Below are 15,916 nucleotides of genomic sequence, written 5' to 3'. Positions count from 1 at the left end.
CGCGTCAGGTCCGCCAGCGCGGCGGCCGCTTCTCCAGGAACGCGTCGATGCCTTCGCCCGCATCCTCCTCCATCATGTTGCGCGCCATCACGTCGCCCGCATACGCGTAGGCGTCGTCGAGCGTCATCTCGCGCTGCCGGTAGAACATCGCCTTGCCGTAGCGCACGGCGGCCGGACTCTTTGCAACGATCTCCGCGACCTTGCGCGCGACGGCTGCGTCGAGCGCGTCTTCCGGCACCGCTTCGTTGACGAGGCCCCAGGCGGCGGCCGTCGCCGCGTCGACGAAACGCCCGGTGACGAGCATGTCGAACGCGCGCTTCGCCGCGACGCTGCGGCTCAGCGCGACGGCGGGCGTCGAGCAGAACAGGCCGACGTTGATGCCGGACACCGCGAAGCGCGCGGTATCGGCCGCGATCGCGAGATCGCACGCGGCGACGAGCTGGCAGCCCGCAGCCGTCGCGATGCCTTGCACGCGCGCGATCACCGGCACCGGCAATGCGCGCATCGCGAGCATCACGCGGCTGCACTGCGCGAACAGCGCACGGTAATAGTCGAGGTCGGGCTTGCCGCGCATCTCGCGCAGGTCGTGGCCCGCGCAAAACGCCTTGCCTGCGGCGGCGAGGATCACGCAGCGCACGTGCGGATCGGCCGCGAGCGATCCGAATGCGTCATGCAGGCTCGCGAGCATCGCTTCGGACAATGCGTTGAATTGCTGCGGGCGGTTCAGGCGCAGCGTGACGACGCCGTCGCGGGCTTCGCGCTGCAGGATGGGTTCGGCTGTCGCGTGGTTGGATTCCATGATGGCCCGCCAAATGGAAGCTGGACGTCGTCCGGCGATGCCCCAATATAGTCCAACCGGGCACTGCATGCGCGTCCGATCCCGCGCACCGCGACATCACGTCCCGTACAGCAGATGTAGTTCGTAGCCATCCATCGACAGCTGCCCCTGGCTGATCACTTCGGCGCCATCCGGACACGGTACCCGGTGCTGCAACACCTGGAAATACGCAGCCGTCCGCACGCCCTGCAGACGGCCGCCATTGCTCGCGTAGTACGGGAACGTTTCGGGATGCAAAGTCCACGCGGCCGCACGCGCATACGCTTCGGCCAATGTGCGGCCGCCTGCCTCGGCATACACGTCGATGCCCGCAGCTCGGAAAATTTCCGCGGCGAGCGTGGTCGGCAGCAACGTGTAGTGGGTGTAGGCGATCCCCCGGATGCCCTTGTCCGGGCCGCCGCACCAATCGGTCGTGTCGCTGCGGCAGGTTTCCTCGGGCAGCGATCCGTCCGGAGCGACCTGCGACGCCATCAGTGCGCGCCATCGATTCGCCGCACGCTGCATCAGCGCATGATCGTTCAGGTACAGCGCGCTGCCCGCCTCAAGAAATACGCCCCAGTTGCCGAAGTTGTTGGGCCGGGCCGACACCGAACGCGGCAGCACCTGCCGAAGCAGAAAGGTCCTGAACGCCGTATCGTCCCACGCGCTGTCCCGATGCAGCATCGCAGCCGCAAGGGTGTATCGGGGAAACGAGAAGTTGAAGTCGGCCGTTCCCTGCCCCGGGGCAATCTGGCGCACGCCCGTCGCCCAGGCGTCAAGAATCCGTTCGCCGGCGCGCGCATATCGGACATCGCCGCTCAGCACGTAGCAAAGCCCCTGCTGATAGGCCACGTTGCCGTCCGCCGCGAGCGAACCCGCGATCCGGGCCTCTCCTTTCGGATCGCCATAGTGGGGCGGCGGCGCGAAATCGGCGACCGGCCGCGGCACATAATCCAGGTTGTTCTCGCATGCGGTCCGCAATTGCGCCCACTGCGCCGGAACAGCGCGCAGCCGGGCGACCTGCTCGTTCGGCGGCCACGTCTGGTGCGTGCCCGACGGCGCCGTCTGCGCGGCAACCCGCGGATGCGCGGGCGCCTTTTGTGCTGCGGCTGAGCAACCCGCCATCGCGACGACAATCGACGCCGAGACGAAACGGGTGATGGCGCGGCTTTTCAACATATCTTTCGTACTCCGATGATCGACGAGGCGCGAACCTCGCGATGTCAGGAACATGAAAGTCGTGGCCGCGCCACATCCGCCTGACACGTTCGATCAGGTCGCGCCGTGGTATCCAGAGCAACGAGCGAGCGATCACAATGGTTGACAGGCGAGTGGAGAGCTTGCGCGCGAGCGGCCCCTTACCCCGCCAGCTTCTTCAGCGCCTCGACCACCGCATCGCCCTTGAACGGCTTCACGATCCAGCCCTTCACGCCGGCCGCCTTGCCGCGCTCCTTCATCGCCGGGCTGCTTTCGGTCGTCAGCATCACGACGTTGACCGCCGCGTTGCCGAGCTCGCCGCGAATCTTCTCGACCATCGTCAGGCCGTCCATGTTCGGCATGTTGACGTCGCTGATCACGAGCCGGACGCCGGGCGTCGCCTTCAGCTTCGCGAGCCCGTCCTTGCCGTCGACCGCCGTCGCGACGTCCAGCCCGTGATTGCGCAGGAAGCCCGCGACTTCGTCGCGCACCGTGCCCGAATCGTCAACCACCAGAATCTTTGCCATGCGTCATTCCCCTTTTCTTGCTGAACTTGTCTGAACACTTCAAAACAATTCGAGTTCGCCGGACTCGACCATCGGCCCGACGTCCTGCACCACCTCACGGAAATCCTCCGGCGACCAGCTCAGGCTGAACACGAAGCGCTGGTCGATGCAGACTTCCTGCCCCGACGCCGGATCGGTCATCCGGTACTTGAAGCAGAGTTGCGGACAATCGCCGCCGAACGAGATGAACTTCTGCTTGTGATTGACGATCAGCGGCACCTGCACCGGATGGCGCGCGAGCGCTTCCGCATCGCCGAGGTAGCGGTTCTTGAACGCACCCCACACGAGATTGGTGAGCTCGCCGAGCACGCCGTTCACGTCGCGGAAATCCGGCGCGCGGCCATCGGCGCGCACGCCGCCGAGCATCTCGAGCAACGGCTGCTCGCTCGTCTGCAGCAGCATGTAGCCGCGGCACCACGCGCTTTCGAGCGCGATCAGGCTGAACACCTCGCCGAAGATGATCCGGTCGCGCACGATGCACGGCGTGTCGCGGCTGATCGTCATGCCGGGAAACACGCTGTCTAGCCGCGCCTCGGTGATCTCCGAGATGCCGCGCACGAGCGCGTTCGGGTAGTCGAGGCTGAAGATGTATTCGTCGATCACGCGCCGCAGCGGCGTCATGTCGTCGGCGACGTAGGTCGCGCACGCGACGCGCGCGAGCGCGTCCGGCAGGCCGTCGCGCGACGCCTGCGCGTCGCGGCGCAGGATGATCGGCAGCTCGGGGCGCAGCGCGTCGATCTGCGTCGCGACGATCGCGCTCTCGGCCGACGAGCCGCCGTAATCCTCGGCGAGCAGGATCGCGCCGAGATCGATGTTCGAGCGCAGCACCTTCAGCAGCCGGTTGCGGCGCACCGTCAGGCCGATCAGGTTGTGGTCGTCGCAGAAGCGCTTGATCGCGTCGGCGTGCGTGCGGCTGTCGTCGAGCACGAGCACCTTGCTGACGGGTTTGCCTTCGGTCATGGCGCGGATTCCTTGGGTTCGGGTTCCGGAGCGATCCGGTCAAAACAGTTCGAGCTCGCCGCCGGTATCCACCGCGGCCGTCTCCGGCGCATGGAAATCGACCGGCGCATTCGCGCAGATGCACAGCGTCGCGCGGATCCGCACGCCGTCGCCGAGCGTCACGTCGAACGCGACGACATGATCGGGCGCCAGCGCGGTGAAATACTCGATGCTCGCGTCGCTCAGCAGATAAGGCGTCGACATGCCGAGATCCGGGAAATGGACGGTCAGCGCCTGGTTCATCGCGCCGCAGCAGAGGTTCGCGACTTCCATGAACGCCTCCTGCAGCGACGGCTGCGCACCGCCCGCCTCCGTGCCGCCGGCGTAATAGCGCCGCGTCGCGTCGTCGTCGCTGAAGCGCAGCGCGAGCAGCAGGCGGAAATGCAGCGCCGAAATCGTCAGCACCGCGACCTGCGCGGCGGGCTTCGATCGCGCCCGGCGCTCGCGCGGCGGCTCGCCCGCCGCCGGCGCGATGTCGCACGCGCCGCCGCCGGACGCGAGCCGCGTGCGCGCCGCGTCGAAGAAAATCCGCTCGAAGCTCGTCTTCGCCTGCGCGCCGATCACGCCGCCGCTCCTTCCAGCCGCGCATGCAGTTGCCCCGCAAGCGTCTCGACGCTCGCGAGCGCGGCGGTGATCATCTTGCCGCCCGCTTGGATGTCCTGGAACGTCGCCGCGGTCACGAGGTCGTTGCGGTTCAGGCTGTCGCGATAGCTGTTCGACAGCTCCTGCGAGCGCGCGGCGAGCCCGCGCACCTCGCTCGCGACGATCGAGAACCCGCGGCCGGCCGTGCCGGCGCGCGCCGCCTCGATCGACGCGTTCAGCGACACGATCGACACGTGCGCGACGATCGCGGACAGCTCCAGGTTCTTCGCGCGCATGTCCTGGTTCTGCGCGGTCAGCGAGATCATCTGCTCGTGCCAGCGCTCGAACGTGCCGGCGAGCCCGCGCAGGCGCGCGGCCTCGTGCGCGATCTTCACCGCGTGTTGCGACAGCGCGTCCCGCTCCGCCGACACCGCCTGCCGCGCGTCGCGCTGCGCGTCCGCGTCGGCCGTCTGCCGCGCGAGCGCGTCGGCCAGTTCGGCTTCCTTCTGCGCCCATGCGTCGGCCTGCGCCGCGTGCGCTTGCGCAGCCTCGTCGGCGCGCGCCTCGGCTTGCGCGAGCGCGTTCCGCAACGCGTTCGCGTCGGCGGCCAGCCGCGCGACGAGCCGCGCGCGATGCACACGGAACACGACCGCCGCGATGATCGCGGCGACGATGGCGCCCGCCAGCCCGGCGCCGATATGCGTCAATGCCTGCACGATCACTCCGTCGCGTTGGCGTCCGCGAGACCGGCGCGCGCGTGGTCCGCCATCGCACCACCGGCACCCGCGCCGGCGCCCTCCACCGCGAACGCGGCCGGCAGCGACACGATCGTGCGGAACGCGCGATAGGCGGCCCCGCGCCGGTCGTCGGCGAAGCGCAGCGCGATATCGCCGCCCTCGCGCTTCAGGAAGCTGCGCACCGCGTCCATGCCGACGCCGCGCCCCGACACCTCGGTCACTTCGCGCGCCGTCGAGAACCCCGGCCGGAAAATCAGCTCGGCCACCGCTTCATCGCCGAGCGTGCGCTCGCTGTCCGCATCGAACCAGCCGCGCTCGCGCGCGATGCCGCGAATCCGGTCGAGCGCGAGGCCGCGGCCGTCGTCGCTCAGCGTGAACTGCAGCATCCCGCTATCGACGTCGACCGCGATGTCGATCGTGCCGGCCGCCGGCTTGGCCGCAGCGCGACGCTCGTCGGACGACTCGATGCCGTGGTCGACCGCGTTGCGCAGCAGGTGCATGAACACGTTCTTCAGCGTGCCGCCGATCTCGCTGCGCAGGCGATAGCCGTTGCTGTGGATCCGCACGACGGGCGACGCCTTGCCGAGTTCCGTCGCCAGCGACGGCAGCGACTCCAGCACGCCGCCGAGCGCGTCGCCGACGCTCTCGGTGCCGAGCAGGCTCAGCATGCGGCGCACCGCATCGCGCACGGCGCGCCAGTCGGCGGCGTTCGCCGGATCGACGCCGTCGAGCACGCGCAGGCTCTCGCTGATATGCGCGCGCTCGACCATCAGGTAGTGCTCGCTCGCGCGCTGCGCCGGCTCGCCGCTGCGGCCGAGCGTCACTTCGTTGATCGTCGCGTAGTGCTCGACCGCATCGCGCACCCGCGCGAGATCGTCCATCAGCGCATCGCGGTTCCACTCGGGGCCCGCGTCCGCGCGGCGCAGCGTGTCGTAGGCCTGCTCCGCCTCGTGCACGATGTTGGTCAGGTGCTGCAGGCTGTACGTGCGCGCGTTGCCCTTGATCGTATGCATGTTGCGGAACAGCGCCGCGACGATCGAGTGGTCCGCGCGCTCGTGCTGGCGAATCATCCGTTCGTTCTCGCTGAGAAAGCCCTTCGCGCTGTTCACGAACTGGTGGAACTTGTCCTGGCTGATCGACAGGATCTCGCCGATCATCTCCAGGCGGCGCTGCTGCTCGCCGGCCTGCGCGGTCAGCTCGCGCAGCTCGGTCACGTCGCGCACGCACAGCATCAGGCGCACGATCGTGTCGGTCTCGTCGGTGATCGCCGACCAGCTCAGGTCGAGCCACTTCTCGCGGCCGTCCGGCATCCGCTTCGCGACCTCGTTGACGAGCAGGTGCTCGTTGAACTCGAAGTTCATGCTGTCCTCGCCGAGGCACGCATGCACGGCCGCCTCGACCTGCGAGCGCGCGTCCGAGCCGAGGTTCGAAGCGTCGAACACGAGCGCCATCAGGTCGCGGCCCGCGATGTCCTTCGACTCGAAGATCGTCTCGAGGTAGGCCGAGTATTCGGCATGCACGACGCCGCCGTCGACGACGGTCAGGATGCCCTGCTGCATGTTCTGCAGCATCGCCTGGATGTCGGCGGTCTTCTGCTTGAGCTGCGCGGCGTTCTCCTGGATCTTCTCGATCATCCCGTTGAACGCGACGATCGAGTGGCCGATCTCGTCCATCCGGCCGACCGGCACGCGGCGCGTGAAATCCTGGCTCGTCGCGATCTCGCTCATCATCGTCTGCATCCGGCTGAGCGGGCGCGTGATCTGGCGATACAGCACGAAGCCGAGCGCGGTCAGCAGCACGATCACCGTGCCGGCCACGCCCGCGATCGCGGTGGCCGTGGTCGCCAGCATCCCGTTCAGCGCGCTGATCGCGTCGTCCTTCTGGCGGTTCTTCTCGACGCGCAGCGTCTCGACGATGCCTTCGAGCTCGTCGCGATACTGCGCGACGTTCGCGAACAGGTAGGCCTGCGCCATCTCGGCCTTGCCGTCGGTCTTCATCTTCACGGTGTCGTCGATCGCCGCGAAATAGTTGGTCGCGCTGTCCTTCGCCTGCGCGACGAGGCCTTCCTGCGCATGACTCGCGGCCGACTTCGCCTGCACGTCGAGCGCCGCGCGCAGCGCGGCCTCCTTCGCCTTCAGCTCGTCGCGCGCCTGCGCGGCGGTGTTGGCGTCCGGCGCGTAGATCAGCGTCATCGTCGCGATCTGGATGTTCTTCACGTCGGACACGACGTCCGCGGACGCGAGCGCGCTCGGCACGATGCCCTGCGTCACCTGCCGGACTTCGGACGCGCTCTTGCGCGTCTGGTAGACGGCATAGGCGCCGATCGCCGACAACGCGAGAAAGGTCAGGACGACAAGCAACGTGATGCGATGACGAATGGTCATGTGTACAGCTCCCCGTAGCGATCCGGCTTCAAACGCTTGTGCGTTCTGTTGAATGAATGGCCGAGCGCCGGATTATCGAGGATGGGTTATGACCGTCGGATGACTGTGCGCGAATCGATTTGCGCGAGAATTGAAATAACCAGTTTCCGGACGAAAATCCTAAAGTTCTCTGGTTATTTGCCGTTAACGCACGGTTGCGCCTGCTCCAGACCTGCGGAGATCGCCATCCAGCAAGGCTTTGCGCCTGCCTGTCGCGCGACGCTAATTACCGGTCGCGAGATTGCATGGCGAGATATTCATGACGATCAGTAAAACGTTTGCGAATGATCGCCATTTAATTCAATGAGCAAATCATGGCATGGAATAAGCCTGCCGCCAGATTGTTTTTTTAATCATTTAACCGAATCGAGAATATCCTCTGCCGCGCACGGCGATCTCGACGCCGACGCGGGGGAGCACGCGAGCTGGACCAGCCACGCGTCGGCAGTCCTCTGCAGACTGCCCGCTCCCCTCTCCTTGCGAAATCAGGCCTGATTCGCCCGATCGACGACGGATCGATGCAGCGCCGCCGCCTCGCGCGCCGAACCGCGCTTCGCCAGATGCCAGCCGACCGTCAGCGCGAGCGCGACGACCGGAATCATCGCGACGGTCCAGGTGCCGCCCGGATAGTCGAACGCCATCAGGACCAGCACCGCGAGCAGGAACGCCAGCGTGAGCCAGGACGTGAACGGCGCGCCGGGCATCCGGAACGGGACGTTGCTCAGTTCGCCGCGCCGGACCTTGCGCCGGAACAGGATCTGGCACATCACGATGAAGCCCCACGTCGCGATGATGCCGAGCGACGCCATGTTCAGCACGATCTCGAACGCCTGCGCCGGCACGATGTAGTTCAGCGGCACGCCGATCGCGTTGATCGCGACCGTGAACAGGATGCCGCCGTAGGGCACGCCGCGCGCGCTCATCCTGGATACGAACCGCGGCGCGGACCCGCCCATCGCCATCGCGCGCAGCACGCGCCCCATCGAATAGAGCCCGGAGTTCAGGCTCGACATCGCGGCCGTAAGCACCACGACGTTCATCACGGTGCCGACGTAAGGCACCCCGAGCTTGCCGAAGAAGGTCACGAACGGGCTTTCGTGCGCGCTGTAGGCAGTCCACGGCAACAGCGTGACCAGCAGCACGACCGAGCCCACGTAGAACAGCGCGATGCGCCACATCACGCTGTTGATCGCCTTCGGCAGCACCGTGCGCGCATCGGCGGTCTCGCCCGCCGCGACCCCGACGAGCTCGATGCTCGCGTACGCGAACACGACGCCCTGCACGATCAGCACCGCCGGCAGGAGCCCGTGCGGAAAGATCCCGCCGCTGTCGGCGATCAGATGGAGGCCCGGCAGGTGTCCGTCTACCGGCCGGCCGCTGGCCAGGAACAGGCTCCCGACCAGCAGGAACACGCCCAGCGCGCCGACCTTGACGATCGAGAACCAGAACTCCATCTCGCCGAACATCTTCACGCCGATCATGTTCACCGTCGACACGATCGCGAGCGCGCCGAGCGCGAACACCCATTGCGGCACGTCCGAGAACACCGCCCAGTACTTCATGTAGATCGCGACCGCCGTGATGTCGACGATGCCGGTGGTCGCCCAGTTCAGGTAGTACATCCAGCCCGCGACGAACGACGCCCGCTCGCCCATGAATTCCCGCGCGTAGGACACGAAGCTGCCGCTGGTCGGGCGATGCATCACGAGCTCGCCGAGCGCGCGCATGATCAGGAATGCAAAGATTCCGCAGACGAGATAGACGACCGCCAGCGCGGGCCCCGCATGCTGCAGGCGGCCGCCGGCGCCGAGGAACAGCCCGGTCCCGATCGCGCCGCCCATCGCGATCATCTGCACGTGTCTGGGCTTCAGTTGCTTCGCATAGCCGGCTTCGTGCGATGCGAACAGCGCATCCCGGTCGGCATGACGGGACGCGGCGCCGCCGGCCGTGTCGGCCGGGCGCTCGCTGGCGTGTTTCATGATGTGTCTCCGATGTGGTTGGAATTGAATGGATGGGGCGCATTCGCCGGGCTGGCGGCTGCGGCGCCGGCGTCGCCGCGTTCAGTAGACGCGCGGCTGGATCAGCGCGTCGGGCCGCAGTGCCTCGTCGAGCTGCGCCTCGGTCATCAGCTGGCGGTCGAGCACGACTTCCCGGATCGTCTTGCCGCTCGCGTGCGCCTCGGCGGCCACGGACGTCGCGCGCTTGTAGCCGAGGTACGGATTGAGCGCGGTTGCGAGCGCCACCGAGCGCTCCATCGTGTCGCGCAGCCGCTCGGGGTTCGCGGTGATGCCCTTCACGCACTTGTCGGCGAGCGTCATGCAGGCTGCCGTCAGGTGGCCGAAGCTGCGGAACAGCGCGCTCGCGATCACCGGCTCGAATGCGTTGAGCTGGAGCTGGCCGGCTTCGGCGGCGAAGGTCACCGTCAGGTCGTTGCCGAACACTTCGAACGCCACCTGGTTGACGACCTCCGGAATGACCGGGTTCACCTTGCCGGGCATGATCGACGAGCCGGCCTGCATCGGCGGCAGATTGATTTCGCCGAACCCGGCGCGCGGCCCGCTCGACAGCAGCCGCAGGTCGTTGCAGGTCTTCGACAGCTTGACCGCGATCCGCTTGAGCACGCCGGAAATCTGCACGAACGCGCCGCAATCCTGCGTCGCCTCGATGAGGTTCGGCGCGGTGCTCAGGTCGACGCCGGTGATGCGCCGCAGCGCCGCGAGCGCCTTGCCCGCATAGTCCGGATGCGCGGTGATTCCGGTGCCGATCGCCGTCGCGCCGAGATTGATCTCGCGAATCAGCGCACTCGCCTCCTGCAGGCGCGCGATGTCCTCCGTCAGCATCACCGCGTACGTGGAGAACTCCTGGCCGAGCGTCATCGGCACGGCGTCCTGCAATTGCGTGCGGCCGAGCTTCAGGAGACCGGCGAATGCCTCGGCCCTTTCGTCGAACGCGTCGCGCAGGTGCACCATCGCCTCGAGCAGATGCTCGATCGCGAAGCACGTCGCGATCCGCAGCGCGGTCGGATAGACGTCGTTCGTGCTCTGCGCGAGATTGACGTGCTCGTTCGGATGCAGATACTCATACTCGCCGCGCGCGTGCCCCATGATTTCCAGCGCCCGGTTGCAGATCACCTCGTTCGCATTCATGTTGGTCGACGTGCCCGCGCCGCCCTGGATGATGTCGACGACGAACTGGTCGTGCAGATGGCCTTCGCGGATCTCGACGCACGCCGCGGCGATCGCGTCGCGGTACGCCTGCGGCAGCAGCCCGAGCTCGCAGTTGGCGTCGGCCGCCGCTTCCTTCACGGCCGCCAGCGCGATGATCAGGTAAGGGAACGACGCGATGCTGCGGCCGGAAATGTCGAAGTTCTCTTTCGCGCGGAGCGTATGGACGCCGTAGTAGGCGTCCGCCGGAATATTTCGTTTACCTAAAAGATCGGTTTCGACGCGGAAGTCGATGCCTGCCATCGTGTCTCTCCAGATTGGTTTAGGGTCTGTTCACGCTAATAACGGGCTTGCGAACGTGCCTTGCCGGCCGTCCCCCAAGGGGACTTCCTTTGGGCGCGTGCAAGGAGCAAGGAGCGCCGTTTGGCCGAGCCAAACAAGCAACGCGCGACGCCGCAATGCGGCCGGCAAGGCACGTTCCCCTGATTTCAAAAAATTCTTTCGTGGGGCTGGCCGCCAGAAGGGCCGATCGCCGCGTCATGCTCCTTGCGAATACGTCCAGTATTCGCTGCGTCCCATTCCTTGCGCTCGGCCCTTCTGGCGGCCAGCGCAAGCCCGTTATTAGCGTGAACAGACCCTAGTTCCGCCGGCTGGCGCCGGCATCGAAAGGCCCTCGGTTCATGCGTCGCGAAGCCGAACCGGTCTTCGCCGGCCTGCCGCCTGCGCGACGCGTTCGCATTCTATGTCTTTGCAAAAAAATACTCATTTCGTTATTATCGAATTCGGTTTTGCGTCAGACGCAACAGCGAGGCAGACATGAAGAAGGGGCCGAGAGAGGCTGGCGTCGATCATCTCGGCGCGATGCGCGCATTCGTGCGGGTGGTCGAAACAGGGAGTTTTTCGGCGGTCGCGAAAGAGATGCATGTGTCGACCTCCACCGTCGCGCGCAAGGTGTCGGCGATCGAAGAGGCGCTCGGCGTCCCGCTGCTGCACCGCTCCACGCACAGCGTGACGCTGACGGAGGCCGGCAGCATCTACCACGAACGGGCCGTCACGCTGATCGCGGATCTCGACGACACGCTGCGCGTCGTCGCCGAGCTGAATGCGCGGCCCAGCGGCCCGCTCAAGCTCACGGCGCCGGTCGCGTTCGGCCGGCGCCATCTCGCGCCGCTGGTCGCCCCGTTTCTCGCGCGCTACCCGACGATCCAGCTCGACGTCCGGCTGACCGACAATCACAACGACCTGGTCGCCGGCGGCTTCGACCTCGACATCCACGAGGGCGAGAACTACCTCGACAACCTGGTCGTGCAGCGGCTGTCGCGCAACGACAGCATCCTGTGCGCGTCGCCCGACTATCTCGATCGCTGCGGACGCCCGGTCGAGCCGCCCGAACTGGCGCGCCACAATTGCCTGCGCTACGTTCACCCCGAAGGCGACCCGCGCTGGGAGCTGGTCGACGGCGACGCGCGGCACAGCATCCTGCCGGCCGGGAACCTGGTCTCGGATCACTCGGAACTGCTGCTCGACGCCACCCGTGCCGGGCTCGGCATCGCGGAGTTCGAGATCTGGCTGGTGCGGGATCTGCTGGCGAGCGGCCAGCTCGAGGTCGTCCTGCCCCGCTATCGGCTGCAGAACAAGCTGACCGGCGACTTCATCTACATGGCGTATCTGGCGAACCGGCGCAGCTCGGCGAAGTTGCGGGTGCTGCGGGAATTCCTGGCGGAACGGCTCGCCCATATCGGCGAGCTTTCCGACGCGGAGATGCGGAAGATCCGGGACGGACGGCGCTGAGCGCCGTCGCCGGGGCGATGGCGCTCAGGCCGCTTGCAGTTCGAACGGGAACGCCGCGCGACCGATGTCGACACCCTGCGTGTTCCGCATCGGCGGACGATGGAACGCCGCCAGTTGCGCGCGCTGCGCCGCCGTGCCGATCCGCAGCCGCTCCAGGAGTTCGCTGACGAGCATGTACAGCACGTCGATGTTGCCGTCCTCGATCTTGACCGAGATGCCGAGCGCCCCGTCGGCGCCGAGCCGCCGCGTCTGGTCGGACGCGCGCACGCCGAGCCCGTAGCACGCATCCGCGCCGAGCTTGCCGACCACGCTGCCGTCGAACGCCCGCATCAGCACGGTGCAATACCGGCCGTCGCCGGCGACCATCTCGGGATGGCGCGTCATCGCGTGATGAAGCCGCGCGAGCGCGCCGATGCGCGCGTCGTGCTCCGCATTGCCGGCTTCCACGGCGTCCGCGCCATGCGCGAGGCCTGCGTAGATGCGGGCAAGGCGATCGAGCGGAAACGCCGGCGTGGGCAGGTTGCAGCCGTCGATCGCCCACTCGACTTCATCCTCGCGCAGCCCGCACGCTTCGGCGACGACGCGCTTCACCCGCACCTGCATCGGATGGTCCGGAAGATGGTAGTCCGCGATCGCGGCCCCGATCGCCTGCGCGCCGGCCAGCATGCCGACATGCTTCCCCGAGCAATTGCTGCACACCCCGGTCGGGCTGTAGTCGCGCTTGATCCATGAACGAAACACCACGTCGGAAATTGGCTCATGCCCGCCGCACCGCAGGTCGGATTCCTGCGCCTGCACCTTGGCCAGCATCGCGCGGGTTCGCTCGATATGCCGGTCCTCGCTGCTGTGCGACGCGCACATCAGCGCGAGGTCCGCTTCGTCGAAGCCGAACCGGTCGGGGCCCCCCGTCTCGAGCACCGACAACGCCTGCGCCGGCTTGGCCGCCGAGCGCGCGAGCGTCATCCGGAACGGGTCGCCCAGCCGGTAAAGCAGCCTGCCGTGCGCGTCCACCACCGCGACGTGTGCCGCATGCGTGTTCTCGATCGCGTTTCCGCGGTACGTGACTACCGCTGCGCCGTTCGTTTCCATCCTGTCTCCATCTATCCAGGGCCACGTACGTGATCGGGGCCTCACCAAACCGGTACGGCAGTGTATCGAGTCCCCTCCGCAGCGGGCGAAACCGCGGATGGAAAGTGGTCTTGCGCCCGGTGCAAAGGCGCGTGCTCCAGAGGCGCGATCTGGCTCGTTTTAGTACAAAAACCAATCAAGTGTTTACATATTTAGTGCCAATCCCTACAATCGCTGACGCAAATGCGAATCATACGCATTCAGATTGACGTGCAGGCGCGTCCCGGACCGCGTCCGCCGCCCGCACGCCGCCGATCACCGATACTTCCGCTGCCTCTCCTATGCCTGCCCAGTTCAAGACGCGGCCGCGAGCCCTCGTGTCCGCGCTGTATTGCTCCGTTTTCCTGACGCCCCTCCTCGCCACCGCGCAAACTGCGCCCGCCGCCTCCGGCGCGCAACAGACGCCCGCAGACGCCGCCACGCTGCCGACGATCGCGGTGCAGTCGTCCGCGCTGTCGGACATGCAGGTGAAGCGCTCGCCGTCCTACAAGTTCACCGCGCCGCTGCGCGACACGCCGCGCTCGGTCACGGTGATCCCCGAGCAGCTGATCAAGGAGAAGAACGTGACGACGTTCGCCGACGCGCTGCGCTCGGTGCCCGGCATCACGTTCCTCGGCGGCGACGCGGCCGCGAACCCGTCGGCCGACCGCCCGGTGATTCGCGGCTTCGAATCGCGCAACTCGATCTTCGTCGACGGGATGCGCGACTCGGGGCTGCAGAACCGCGAAACCTTCGCGGTCGAGCAGATCAGCGTGGTCAAGGGTCCGGATTCCGTCTACGCGGGCCGCGGCTCGGTCGGCGGCAGCATCGACATCGTCACGAAGACGCCGAAGAACGACGATTTCATCAACAGCAGCATCGGCTTCGGCACCGACGGCTACAAGCGCGCGACGATCGACGCGAACCGCAAGCTCAACGACACGACCGCGGTGCGCCTGAACGTGATGGGCCACGACGCGAACCAGGCCGGCCGCAACAACGTGTACAACAAGCGCTGGGGCGTCGCGCCGTCGATCGTGTTCGGGCTGAACACGCCGACCACGGTCACGATCAGCTACTACCACATGAACTCGTACGACATGCCGGACTTCAGCGTGCCGTTCCGCGCTTCGGGCGGCACGCCGGTGCCGACCGATCGCGGCCAGTTCTTCGGGCTGAACACGCGCGACTACCGCTACGGGCAGACCGACACCGGCGAAATCCGCGTCGAGCATCGCATCGACGACAACTGGAAGCTGAAGAACACGACGATGTTCGGGCGCTCGACGCTCGACTTCGTCGCGACCAATCCGCAGATCCTCGCGTCGAATCCGAACATGCTCGGCCTGCAGGCGAAGAGCGGCAAGTACGCGACCAACGGCTTCGCGAACCAGACCGAAATCACCGGCCGCACGAGCCTGTTCGGCATGCAGCACACGCTGACGGCCGGCGTCGAGTTCAGCCAGGAACAGAACCGCTACGAGGGCTATCTCGTCACCGACGCGGCCGGCAACAACATCCGCTCGGGCGGCCCGTGCTCGGTCGCCGGCAACTGCACGCCGCTCGCGGGCGGCTGGAACCCGAACATGCCGTGGAACGGTGGCATCGTGCTGAACGGCGACAAGGGCTTCCCTGGCGCGACGACGAACACGCGCACGACCACCGCGTCCGCGTACGTGTTCGACACCGTGAAGCTGTCCGAGCGCTGGCTGTTCAACGCCGGCCTGCGCTTCGACCGCTACGACACCACCGCGCAGCAGGCCGGCGTCGCCGGCCTGTCGAACACGTCGAACCTGTTCAGCTATCAGTTCGGCCTCGTGTTCAAGCCGGTGCAGACCGTGAGCCTGTATGCGTCGTACGGCACGTCGTCGAACCCGCCGGGCGCGAACGGCGGCCTCGGCGGCGGCACCGACCAGATCACCGCGGCCAACCGCGACCTGTCGCCGGAGCGCTCGCGCAACATCGAGATCGGCGCGAAGTGGGACGTGCTCCACGAGCAGCTGTCGCTGACGTCCGCGCTGTTCCAGACCGAGAAGACCAACGCGCGCGTGAGCGACGGGCTCGGCCACACGATCAATGCCGGCAAGCAGCGCGTGCGCGGCGTCGAGCTCGGCTTCGCGGGTAACCTGACGCCCAAGTGGCATCTGTTCGGCGGCTACACGTACATGAACGCGGTCACGACCGATGCGGGCCCCGGCAGCCCCGGCGCGTCGGGCCTGCCGATGGTGATGGTGCCGAAGCACAACTTCACGCTGTGGACGAGCTACGACGTGATGCCGAAGCTGACGCTTGGCGCGGGCGCGACGGTGATGAGCAAGACCTACGCGTCGGTGTCGCCGACCGTCAGGAAGTGGACGCCCGGCTACGCGCGCTTCGACGCTGCCGCAACGTGGCGCGTGAACAAGACGATGGACGTCCAGCTGAACGTGCAGAACCTGTTCGACAAGAAGTACTACGCGAGCGCCTACCCGATCTACGCAACGTGGGCCCCGGGACGCTCGGCGATGGTGACGCTGAACTTCTATCAGTGATG

At 67.0% G+C, this 15,916-nt stretch carries 12 protein-coding genes; 2 read left to right on the top strand and 10 right to left on the bottom strand.

The genetic code is table 11. From position 1 onward, the window contains the following. Positions 1 to 4 precede the first annotated feature (4 nt). The 9 genes from B7P44_RS23605 to aspA all read right to left on the bottom strand — a co-directional run bounded on the left by B7P44_RS23605 (position 5) and on the right by aspA (position 10,788). Entirely contained in the window at positions 5 to 799 is a 795-nt protein-coding gene (locus tag B7P44_RS23605) for an enoyl-CoA hydratase (protein WP_084908392.1), read from the bottom strand. Between the two features lie 96 nt (positions 800 to 895). Next, complete coding sequence (locus B7P44_RS23600) at positions 896 to 1,996, bottom strand: alginate lyase family protein (protein ID WP_167389821.1); 1,101 nt, start codon at positions 1,994 to 1,996, stop codon at positions 896 to 898. A 179-nt stretch (positions 1,997 to 2,175) separates the two neighbouring features. Further along, on the bottom strand, positions 2,176 to 2,541 hold the full coding sequence (locus B7P44_RS23595; RefSeq protein ID WP_059490894.1) for a response regulator: 366 nt from the start codon (positions 2,539 to 2,541) through the stop codon (positions 2,176 to 2,178). A 39-nt stretch (positions 2,542 to 2,580) separates the two neighbouring features. Continuing rightward, positions 2,581 to 3,540: a chemotaxis protein CheX gene (locus B7P44_RS23590; protein WP_084908390.1), complete on the bottom strand. Its 960-nt coding sequence runs from the start codon at positions 3,538 to 3,540 to the stop codon at positions 2,581 to 2,583. 39 nt (positions 3,541 to 3,579) lie between these two features. Beyond that, positions 3,580 to 4,143, bottom strand: coding sequence for a hypothetical protein (locus B7P44_RS23585; RefSeq protein WP_084908389.1), 564 nt, complete (start codon positions 4,141 to 4,143; stop codon positions 3,580 to 3,582). Next, the gene (locus B7P44_RS23580) at positions 4,140 to 4,883 is read right to left on the bottom strand and encodes a methyl-accepting chemotaxis protein (RefSeq protein ID WP_407924038.1); all 744 of its coding nucleotides are present in this window, start codon (positions 4,881 to 4,883) and stop codon (positions 4,140 to 4,142) included. Before B7P44_RS23580 ends, B7P44_RS23585 begins: the two co-directional genes overlap by 4 nt. Beyond that, a complete protein-coding gene (locus B7P44_RS23575; RefSeq protein WP_084908388.1) occupies positions 4,880 to 7,282 on the bottom strand; it encodes an ATP-binding protein in 2,403 nt (800 codons plus the stop codon). The genes B7P44_RS23580 and B7P44_RS23575 overlap by 4 nt, the downstream gene beginning before the upstream one ends. Positions 7,283 to 7,806: 524 nt before the next feature. Then, a complete protein-coding gene (locus tag B7P44_RS23570) occupies positions 7,807 to 9,300 on the bottom strand; it encodes an amino acid permease (RefSeq protein ID WP_084908387.1) in 1,494 nt (497 codons plus the stop codon). A gap of 81 nt (positions 9,301 to 9,381) precedes the next feature. Continuing rightward, positions 9,382 to 10,788 (bottom strand): aspartate ammonia-lyase, encoded by a 1,407-nt coding sequence (aspA, locus tag B7P44_RS23565; protein WP_084908386.1) that lies wholly within the window; start codon positions 10,786 to 10,788, stop codon positions 9,382 to 9,384. Between the two features lie 513 nt (positions 10,789 to 11,301). Here aspA and B7P44_RS23560 point away from each other — a divergent pair. Continuing rightward, entirely contained in the window at positions 11,302 to 12,276 is a 975-nt protein-coding gene (locus B7P44_RS23560; protein WP_084908385.1) for a LysR family transcriptional regulator, read from the top strand. A 24-nt stretch (positions 12,277 to 12,300) separates the two neighbouring features. On the opposite strand, the gene B7P44_RS23555 is transcribed toward B7P44_RS23560, so the two are convergent. Further along, complete coding sequence (locus tag B7P44_RS23555) at positions 12,301 to 13,365, bottom strand: asparaginase (RefSeq protein ID WP_084908384.1); 1,065 nt, start codon at positions 13,363 to 13,365, stop codon at positions 12,301 to 12,303. A 320-nt stretch (positions 13,366 to 13,685) separates the two neighbouring features. Here B7P44_RS23555 and B7P44_RS23550 point away from each other — a divergent pair, with 320 nt between their 5' ends. Next, positions 13,686 to 15,914 carry a TonB-dependent receptor gene (locus tag B7P44_RS23550; protein WP_084908383.1) on the top strand — a complete coding sequence of 743 codons (2,229 nt, stop codon included), beginning with the start codon at positions 13,686 to 13,688 and terminating at the stop codon, positions 15,912 to 15,914. The last annotated feature ends 2 nt before the right edge of the window (positions 15,915 to 15,916 follow it).

The organism is Burkholderia ubonensis subsp. mesacidophila, assembly GCF_002097715.1.
In the GTDB taxonomy this organism is placed as follows: domain Bacteria; phylum Pseudomonadota; class Gammaproteobacteria; order Burkholderiales; family Burkholderiaceae; genus Burkholderia; species Burkholderia mesacidophila.
Note: the sequence above shows the minus strand (reverse complement) of the source record. Positions and strands in the feature narration are given on the sequence as shown.